The sequence below is a fragment of the Streptomyces albidochromogenes genome (genome assembly GCF_005981925.1).
Lineage (GTDB): Bacteria > Actinomycetota > Actinomycetes > Streptomycetales > Streptomycetaceae > Streptomyces > Streptomyces albidochromogenes.
Genome location: NZ_VBVX01000055.1, coordinates 18,548 through 27,834, shown reverse-complemented (window position 1 = coordinate 27,834; position 9,287 = coordinate 18,548). Strand labels below are relative to the sequence as shown.

The following is a 9,287-nucleotide window of genomic DNA, read 5'->3' as shown; positions in this document are numbered from 1 at the left end:
GTTCGGGAAGGGGCGGGGTGGGGAAAGCCCCCGGCAGGGCGGCGCATCAAGCCGGTGGCCCCGGCTGAGGCGCGCAGGGGGAAACCGGCGGCCCGCCACGCAGGCGCGCCCGGGTGAGTCAGTCGCCGGGCCGGTCCAGGAACGGGGCCAGCAGCCCCGGCACCGCCTCGTCGGCGAAGGCGAGCCCCTCCCCTTCGGCGGCGTCGTACACCGAGTACGCCCCCGCGCCCGCCGCAGTGGTCGCGGTCAGCGTGACCAGCCCGGCCCGTCGCTGGAAGACGGACTGCTTGACCGTCCAGCCGATCACGCCGCCCCGCCGCAGCGCGACCGTCGTACGCCGCACCGTCCCCGACCGCGCCACCAGGTAGTCGCCGCCCACGCCGTGCCCCAGGCTCCGGTAGGCGTCGCGCGCCAGGAGCACCGCCGCCGGCAGCAGCACGACCGCGCACGCCCCGGCGGCGTACAGCAGCACGTCGGTCAGCAGCGCTCCGAGGACGCCCAGCACGAGCACCGGAGCGAGGGCCGCGCCCACCGCCCAGCGCAGCCGGCGCGTGCGCGCGGCCGGGGGGTGCGGCGTCAGCCGGGTCGCACGCGTCGGCGACTCGGCCTCGCGCAGGACGTGCGCCGCCACCGCCTCGGCCGTGGCCCGGGGCGCGGCGGGCAGCAGCGTCCGGTGGTCGGCGTGACCGCTGTCCTCACCCGCCGTCAGCCCCGTGGCGACCGCGTCCACCCGCGCCGCGCCCAACGTCCGCACACCCAGGGGCTCGACCAGCTCCACCCCCCGCAGCCTGCGCTCCTCGACGGATACCGACCGCGTGGTGAACAGGCCGCGACGGACCCGCAGCGTGCCGCCCGGCTCCCGCTCCAGCCGGTAGTTCCACCACATCTCGACCCACAGGCCGAGCGCCCCCAGGACGCCCGCCGCACACGCTCCCGCGACCAGCACCACGACGATCCACAGGACCGGCGTGTCCTGGAACCGGTCCCGCACCCAGCCGATCAGCTTCCCGCGCGCGCCGAACCATTCGCTGACCTGCATCAGTCCGCCCACCGCGGCGCCACCGAGCGCCGGGGCGACGAACGACACCGGGGCGTAGCGGATCCAGGCCGGGTCGAGGACCGCCAGTTCCCCCTCACGGTGCGAGCCGGCTTCCGCGCCGCCCGCCGCCCGCCGCTCCAGCAACTCCCTGCGCAGCCGTTCGCCCTCCTCGCGCGTGACGGGGTCGAGTTCGAGGGTGGACTCGGCGGCGCCGGTGTTCTCGCCGGTGCCGATGCGGACCTTCACCAGACCGAGGACCCGCAGCATCACGTTCGCCGTCAGGTCGACGCTGCGGACGCGCTCACGTGCCAGCGAGCGGCGCTTGACCAGCAGCAGCCCCGTGCGCAGCTCGACCCGTTCGGCGCCGACGCGGTACTTCGTCCTGCGCCACCGTACGAAGTCGAGCGCGGAGCCGCCCGCGATCAGCAGCGCGGCCCCGCCCAGCACCCAGGCGCACGCCTGCCACAGCGGTCGGCCGGCGGCCAGGCCGACGAACACCGGCGCCCCCGCACCCGTCGCGATGCCGGCCATGACCAGCGCGGCGACGAGGACGGTACGGGGGGCGAGCCGCCGCCAGCCGTCGCCGCCGGCCGGCCGCTCCTCGCTGCCCGGGAGGCTCACGTGGCGTCCCCGGGCGTGGCCCCCGTGATCACGGTCAGCCGCTCGGCCAGCTCCGCGGCGAGCGCGTGGTCGAGCCCCTCGATCTTCAGCGCGCCCTTGGACGACGCGGTGGTGACGATGACCGTGGCCAGCCCGAACGTCTGCTCCAGCGGTCCGCGCACGGTGTCCACGGTCTGGATCCGCGACATCGGCGCGATCCGCCACTCCTGCCAGAAGAAGCCGGTTCGCACGTACACCGCGTCGTCCGTGACCTCCCATCGGTGCACCCGGAACCACCACAGCGGCAGGAACACCGACGCGGCCGTGCCGAGCACCGCGAGGGCTCCGGCGGCCGGCAGCAGCCACAGGCGTGCAGGCGCGAGGAACGCGCCCAGCACGCCAAGGACGGCCACCGGCCCCGTCGTGAGCAGCAGGCACTGGGTCCGCCACCAGCCGACGACCCGCCGGTCGAGCGTGTGATGCGGCGGTCGGAGCCGCACAGTCCCCCCGGACCCGGTACCGGTCATCGGCCGGACTCCCCCCTCGGTCGGTCAGCGACCGCGCAGCGTCCGGTAGGTGGCGGCGAGCGTCGCCGTCGAGCTGTCCAGCTGCTCGGCGCCCGTGCCGTCGCCGGTCAGCACCGGCTCGATCTTCTTGGCCAGGACCTTGCCCAGCTCGACGCCCCACTGGTCGAACGAGTCGATGTTCCAGACGGCGCCCTGTACGAACACCTTGTGCTCGTACAGGGCGATCAGCTGGCCCAGGACGGACGGGGTCAGGTCGTCCGCGAGGATCGTCGTGGTGGGGTGGTTGCCGCGGAACGTCTTGTGCGGCACCAGTTCCTCGGGGACCCCTTCCGCCCGCACCTCCTCGGGCGTCCTGCCGAACGCCAGCGCCTGCGTCTGGGCGAAGAAGTTCGCCATGAGCAGGTCGTGCTGGGCCTCCAGGCCCGGCGGCAGCTCGGCGACCGGCCTGGCGAAGCCGATGAAGTCCGCCGGGATCATCTTCGTGCCCTGGTGCAGCAACTGGTAGTACGCGTGCTGTCCGTTGGTGCCGGGCGTGCCCCACACGACGGGCCCGGTCTGCCAGTCGACCGGGTTGCCCGCGCGGTCCACCGACTTGCCGTTGGACTCCATGTCGAGCTGCTGGAGGTACGCCGTGAACTTCGACAGGTAGTGGCTGTACGGGAGGACGGCGTGGGCCTGCGCGTCGAAGAACGCCCCGTACCAGACGCCCAGCAGCCCGAGCAGCAGCGGCGCGTTCTCCTCGGCGGGCGCGGTGCGGAAGTGCTCGTCGACGAGATGGAAGCCGTCGAGCAGCTCGCGGAAGCGGTCCGGGCCGATGGCGATCATCAGCGACAGGCCGATGGCCGAGTCCATCGAGTAGCGTCCGCCGACCCAGTCCCAGAACTCGAACATGTTGGCGGTGTCGATGCCGAAGTCGGCGACCTTCTCGGCGTTGGTGGACAGCGCCACGAAGTGCTTGGCGACGGCGTCGGCGTCCGCCCGCAGGTTCGTCAGCAGCCAGTCGCGGGCCGACGTGGCGTTGGTGATGGTCTCGATCGTCGTGAAGGTCTTGGACGCGATGATGAACAGCGTCTCGGCCGCGTCCAGGTCGCGCACGGCCTCGTGCAGGTCGGCTCCGTCGACGTTCGACACGAAACGGACCGTCAGGTCCCGGTCGGTGAAGGAGCGCAGCGCCTCGTACGCCATGGCGGGCCCCAGGTCGGAGCCGCCGATGCCGACGTTGACGACGTTCTTGATGCGCTTGCCGGTGTGGCCGGTCCACTCCCCCGACCTGACCCGCTCGGCGAAGGCGGACATCTTGTCGAGCACCGCGTGGACGGCGGGGACGACGTCCTCGCCGTCGACCTCGGTCACCGTGTCGCGCGGGGCGCGCAGTGCGGTGTGCAGCACCGCGCGGTCCTCGGTGGTGTTGATCTTCTCGCCGCGGAACATGGCGTCCCGCAGCTCCGCGACCCCGGCCGCCCCGGCCAGTTCGCGCAGCAGCCCCAGCGTCTCGTCCGTCACCAGGTGCTTGGAGTAGTCGAGATAGAGGTCACCGACCTTGAGGGTGTACCCGGTGCCCCGCTCCGGATCGGCGGCGAACAGTTCGCGCAGATGCGTCTGTCCCAGCTGCTCACGGTGCTTCGCGAGAGCGGCCCACTCGGGCATCTGGTTGAGCCTGGTACGGCTTTCTGCGTTCATCTCGGACATCAGCCCACTTCTTCTCGTACCTGCGTGCATGCCCCGCTGCTCCTCCAACCTAATTGATCAGAGCGGCGAGCGATGCTATGGCCGCCGCGAAGAGCCCGGCCGCCAGCAGAGCGGGGGTGTTCAGTCCCCAGGCGGACGCCGCCGCGCCGCCGAGCAGCGCGCCGAGCGGCGCGCCGGCGATCGCGAGCGTGCGGAACGCCGATCCGATCCTCCCCAGCATCGCCTCGGGGCTGCGTTCCTGCATCAGCGTCACTTGCTGGCTGTTCCACACCAGTCCCATGAATCCGAACACCGCCATCGCCGCGACCGTCACCCACAACGAGTGGACCAGTCCCATCACGGCCAGGCAGCCGGCCTGCACGGTGCCCGCGGCGAGGACGGCGCGCACCCGCCCGGTGCGCGCGGTGAGGCGTCCCGCGAGGACGCCGCCCGCCACACTGCCCACGCCGTACGCCGTGACGGCCGCCGCGTAACCGCCGTGTCCGCCGTCGAGCCAGCCGGTGACGTGCAGGACCAGCGTGGCGATCAGCGCGGCCATGCCGATGTTGCACAGGGTCGTGGCCACGCAGAGCCCGCGCAGGACCCGGTCGCGCCACAGCGCCCGCATCCCCTCGGCGATGTCCCCGCGCAGCGTGGCACCGGCGGGTCTCGGCGCGCGCTCCGGCGCGCCCGTCCGCACGGAGGCGATCAGCACCGCCCCCAGGACGTACGTCGCGGCGTCGACGGCGTACGGCGCGGCCGCCCCGGCCACCAGGAGCACCGGCACCAGCGGCGCGGCCAGGAAACCGCCGGCGATCTGCTGCCCGGTCAGCAGCCTGGCGTTGGCGCTGCCCAGCGCGGCCCTGGGCACCACGGCGGGCAGCAGCGCCGTGGCCGCGTTGTCGAACAGGGTCTGGAGGGTGGTGAGAGCGAAGGCGAGCGCGATCAGCAACGCGATCGAGGCGTGGCCGAGGGCGACGGCGGCCGCGAAAGCGGCCATCAGGGCGGCCCGCACCAGATCCACGGTCCACATCGCCCGCCGCTGGTCCACGCGGTCGGCGACCGCGCCGCCGAGCAGCCCGAACAGCAGCCACGGCAGATATCCGCACGCCGTCACCAACGCCACCAGGACGGGGTCCGACGTCAGCGAGGCGGCCAGCAGCGGCAGCGCGGCGGCGCGCAGTGAGTCGCCGAACTTCGAGACGACGGCCGCCGTCCACAGCCGGCCGAATCCGCCGCGCCAGGCCGGTGCCCGGCTCTCCGTCGCGGCCGGCTCCGCCGCCGCGGTGTCGCTCGTCGTCACAACTCCCCCTACGGTTGACCTGCTTGGAGAACCGTAGGGGTTGCCACTGACAATCGGGCGGGGAAAGCGGCCCGGCCGGACACCTGAAGGTGTCCGGCCGGATCACGATGCCTAGATCTCGCCCCGCAGTTTCGCGAGCGCCTCGGCGAGGATCGCCTCGCCGTCCGCGTCGCTGCGCCGCTCGCGCACGTACGCGAGATGCGTCTTGTACGGCTCGGTGCGGGGCGGTGCCGGCGGGTTGTCCCGGTCCTGGCCGGCCGGGAACCCGCAGCGCGGGCAGTCCCAGGTGTCCGGGACCTGAGCGTCACTGGCGAAGCTCGGCTGCGTCTCGTGCCCGTTCGAGCACCAGAAGGAGATGCGGAGACGGGGCGCGGACTCGCCGCGCTCAGCCTCGCCCATCGGCCCCGCTCCGACCCGGCTTCCCCGGATCGCGTTGCCACTTGCCACGGTCGTAACTCCCTGCGTGATGGTGCTGCACGGCATCAATCAGCGGCTACCGCCGCGGAGTCGTCGAACAGCTCAGCTGCGAGCGCCCCAGTCTACGTAGGGCTCAACGCGCGTCCAGTGACCGGAGTTGCACCCCCGCCGACGCGAGCCGCGGATCCCATGATAGGCCGCGCTCCCGTCTCCGTACCGGACGACGGTTCAGCTGTCCAGCTTCATCAGCAGTCCGAGCACGATGATGCAGGCGAACCACATCAGACCCACCACGACGGTGATGCGGTCGAGGTTGCGCTCGGCGACCGAGGACCCACCGACCGACGACTGCATGCCGCCACCGAACATGTCGGAGAGACCGCCGCCCTTTCCCTTGTGCATCAGAACCAGCAGCATCAGCAGCAGGCTGAATACGATCAGGGCGATCGAGAACCCCATAACCACGGCTGGACCAACTTCCTCGGACTTCGGACTTCGGAGACGGACGACGAGGGCCGGACGGCTGCTGCACAGCCGCCACGGCCCCCGCCAGGGTACGACGGATCGGCCCTACGGCCTACTCACTGGTCGCGGAACCGGACGATCTTGACGAACTCGTCCGAGTCCAGCGCCGCGCCGCCCACCAGGGCCCCGTCGACATCCGGCTGCGCCATGATCGCGGCGACGTTTCCGGACTTGACCGAGCCGCCGTACTGGATGCGGACCTTGTCGGCCAGCTCCTGCGAGTACAGCTCGGCGAGACGGCCGCGGATCGCTCCGCAGACCTCCTGCGCGTCCTCGGGTGTGGCGACCTCGCCGGTGCCGATGGCCCACACCGGCTCGTACGCGATCACGATGGACTCGGCCTGCTCGGCCGGGACGTCCCTCAGGCCGCCGTCGAGCTGCGCGAGCGTGTGGGCGACCTGGTTGCCGGCCTTGCGGACGTCCAGGCCCTCGCCGACGCACAGGATCGGGGTCAGGCCGTTCTGGTACGCGGCCTTCACCTTGGCGTTGCAGAGCTCGTCGCTCTCGTTGTGGTACTGCCGGCGCTCGGAGTGCCCGACGGCCACGTACGTGCACTTGAGCTTGGCGAGCATCGCGCCCGAGATCTCACCGGTGTAAGCACCGGACTCGTGCGCCGAGATGTCCTGGGCGCCGTACTTGATCTTGAGCCTGTCGCCGTCCACCAGCGTCTGCACAGAGCGCAGGTCCGTGAACGGGGGAAGGACCGCGACCTCTACGGCGTCGTAGTCCTTGTCGGCGAGCGCGAAGGCGAGCTTCTGGACGTGCGCGATGGCCTCGAGGTGGTTGAGGTTCATCTTCCAGTTGCCCGCCATCAGCGGGGTGCGCGTGGTCATGCTGGGTCAGTCCTCCAGTGCGGCGAGGCCGGGAAGCGTCTTGCCCTCGAGGTATTCGAGGCTGGCGCCGCCACCGGTCGAGATGTGGCCGAATGCGTTCTCGTCGAAGCCCAGGATGCGGACGGCGGCGGCGGAGTCGCCACCACCGACCACCGTGAAAGCGGGGCTGTCGACGAGGGCCTGGGCAACCGCCTTGGTGCCCTCGGCGTAGTCGGGGTGCTCGAAGACGCCCATCGGACCGTTCCAGAAAACGGTGGCCGCGTCGGCGAGCTTCGATGCGTACAGTTTGCGGGTCTCGGGACCGATGTCCAGACCCTCCTGGTCGGCCGGGATGGCGTCCGCGGCGACCGTCGTCGGATGGGCCGGAGCCTTCGTCTTGAGGTCCGGGAACTCCGGCGAGACCAGTACGTCGACGGGGAGGACGAACTCCACGCCCTTGGCCTCGGCGCGCTCCAGGTACTCCAGGACCGTCGGGATCTGGTCCTCCTGGAGCAGCGAGATGCCGACCTCGTGGCCCTGGGCCTTGAGGAAGGTGTACGCCATGCCGCCGCCGACCAGGATGCGGTCGGCCTTCTCCAGCAGGTGGTCGATCACGCCGAGCTTGTCGGAGACCTTGGCGCCGCCGAGGACCACGGCGTACGGCCGCCGCACGTCCTCGGTGAGCTTCTTCAGGACGCCGACCTCGGTGGCGATGAGGCCGCCCGCGACGTGCGGCAGGCGCGCCGGGAGGTCGAAGACCGACGCGTGCTTGCGGTGCACCGCGCCGAAGCCGTCGCCGACGTACACGTCGGCGAGCTCGGCCAGCTGGTCCGCGAAGGCGCCGCGCTCGGCGTCGTCCTTCGAGGTCTCGCCGGCGTTGAAGCGGAGGTTCTCGACGACGGCGACCTGGCCGTCGGCGAGGCCCGCGACGACGGCCTTGGCGGACTCGCCGACCGTGTCGGTCGCGAAGGCGACGTCGGTCTTGAGGAGTTCACCGAGGCGCGCCGCGGCCGGGGCGAGCGAGAAGGCCGGGTCCGGGGCGCCCTTGGGGCGGCCCAGGTGCGAGGCGACGACGACCCGGGCGCCCGCCTCGGCGAGCTTCTCGATCGTCGGCTGGACGGCGCGGATGCGGCCGTCGTCGGTGATGGTCGTGCCTTCGAGCGGCACGTTGAGGTCGGCGCGGACGAATACCCGCTTGCCCGCGACCCCTTCGGCGAGAAGTTCGTCGATCGTCTTCATCTTTACTGGACTCCTTGGGAGACAAGACACATGACAGGGCCCGGGCAGCGCCGCGTTGCGCTGCCGGGCCCTGTACTCACATCGAGGTGCCTGCCGTACGGATCAGAGCTGGCCGCCGACGAAGACCGTGAGGTCGACGAGTCGGTTGGAGTAGCCCCACTCATTGTCGTACCAGCCGATGACCTTGACCTGAGTGCCCTCGGCCATGGTCAGTGACGAGTCGAAGGTGCAGGAAGCCGGCTCGTTGACGATGTCGGAGGACACGATCGGGTCGACGGTGTACTCGACGATGCCCTTGAGCTCGCCCTCCGCGGCCTTCTGGAAGGCGGCGTTGATCTCGTCCTTGGTGACCTCGCGCTCCAGCGTGATGACCAGGTCGGTGACGGAGCCGGTCGGGACCGGGACGCGCATCGCGATGCCGTCGAGCTTGCCCTTGAGCTGGGGCAGGACCAGCGCGGTGGCCTTGGCGGCACCCGTGGTGGTCGGGATGATGTTCTCGGCGGCGGCGCGGGCGCGACGCAGGTCGGAGTGCGGGAAGTCCAGGATGCGCTGATCGTTGGTGTACGCGTGCACCGTCGTCATCAGGCCCTTGACGATGCCGAAGTTCTCGTCGAGAACCTTGGCCATCGGCGCCACGCAGTTCGTGGTGCAGGAGGCGTTGGAGATGACGTGGTGGTTGGCCGCGTCGTACTTGTCCTGGTTGACGCCCATCACGATGGTGATGTCCTCGTTCTTGGCCGGAGCCGAGATGAGGACCTTCTTCGCGCCACCGGCGAGGTGCTTCTCGGCATCCGCCTTCTTGGTGAAGATGCCGGTGGACTCGATCACGATGTCGACGCCGAGCTCGCCCCAGGGGATGTCCGCCGGGTTGCGCTCGGACAGCACCTTGATGGTGTGGTCGTCGACGGTGATGGTGTCCGCCGTGTGCGAGACCTCGGCCTTCAGGCGGCCGAGGATGGTGTCGTACTTCAGGAGGTGCGCCGTGGTCGCAGTGTCACCCAGGTCGTTGACAGCCACGATCTCGATGTCCGCACCCTGCTCCAGCAGCGCCCGGAAGTAGTTGCGGCCGATGCGGCCGAAGCCGTTGATGCCTACGCGGATCGTCACGAAACCGATCTCCTCGTTGGTACGCCGGGTTTCGACGCCGGCGAGATGTA

Annotated in this window: 9 protein-coding genes; all 9 read right to left on the bottom strand. The window is 71.0% G+C overall.

Translation table 11 applies throughout. The features are described 5' to 3' along the window. Positions 1–118: 118 nt before the first annotated feature. Positions 119–1,660, bottom strand: coding sequence for a PH domain-containing protein (locus tag E2E34_RS10465; protein ID WP_244315606.1), 1,542 nt, complete (start codon positions 1,658–1,660; stop codon positions 119–121). Further along, entirely contained in the window at positions 1,657–2,166 is a 510-nt protein-coding gene (locus E2E34_RS10460) for a PH domain-containing protein (protein WP_138901614.1), read from the bottom strand. Before E2E34_RS10460 ends, E2E34_RS10465 begins: the two co-directional genes overlap by 4 nt. A 24-nt stretch (positions 2,167–2,190) precedes the next feature. Continuing rightward, positions 2,191–3,846, bottom strand: a complete 1,656-nt coding sequence (gene pgi, locus E2E34_RS10455; RefSeq protein WP_138901615.1) for a glucose-6-phosphate isomerase — start codon at positions 3,844–3,846, stop codon at positions 2,191–2,193. Positions 3,847–3,904: 58 nt separating this feature from the next. Continuing rightward, positions 3,905–5,137, bottom strand: a complete 1,233-nt coding sequence (locus E2E34_RS10450; protein ID WP_138901613.1) for an MFS transporter — start codon at positions 5,135–5,137, stop codon at positions 3,905–3,907. A 111-nt stretch (positions 5,138–5,248) separates the two neighbouring features. Further along, positions 5,249–5,584 (bottom strand): RNA polymerase-binding protein RbpA, encoded by a 336-nt coding sequence (locus E2E34_RS10445; RefSeq protein WP_010352468.1) that lies wholly within the window; start codon positions 5,582–5,584, stop codon positions 5,249–5,251. A 198-nt stretch (positions 5,585–5,782) separates the two neighbouring features. Then, positions 5,783–6,013 (bottom strand): preprotein translocase subunit SecG, encoded by a 231-nt coding sequence (gene secG, locus E2E34_RS10440; protein ID WP_028813905.1) that lies wholly within the window; start codon positions 6,011–6,013, stop codon positions 5,783–5,785. A 122-nt stretch (positions 6,014–6,135) separates the two neighbouring features. After that, entirely contained in the window at positions 6,136–6,912 is a 777-nt protein-coding gene (gene tpiA / locus E2E34_RS10435; protein ID WP_138901612.1) for a triose-phosphate isomerase, read from the bottom strand. Between the two features lie 6 nt (positions 6,913–6,918). Further along, positions 6,919–8,130, bottom strand: a complete 1,212-nt coding sequence (locus E2E34_RS10430; RefSeq protein ID WP_138901611.1) for a phosphoglycerate kinase — start codon at positions 8,128–8,130, stop codon at positions 6,919–6,921. Positions 8,131–8,232: 102 nt separating this feature from the next. Continuing rightward, positions 8,233–9,237: a type I glyceraldehyde-3-phosphate dehydrogenase gene (gene gap / locus E2E34_RS10425; RefSeq protein ID WP_138901610.1), complete on the bottom strand. Its 1,005-nt coding sequence runs from the start codon at positions 9,235–9,237 to the stop codon at positions 8,233–8,235. Between the last annotated feature and the right edge of the window lie 50 nt (positions 9,238–9,287).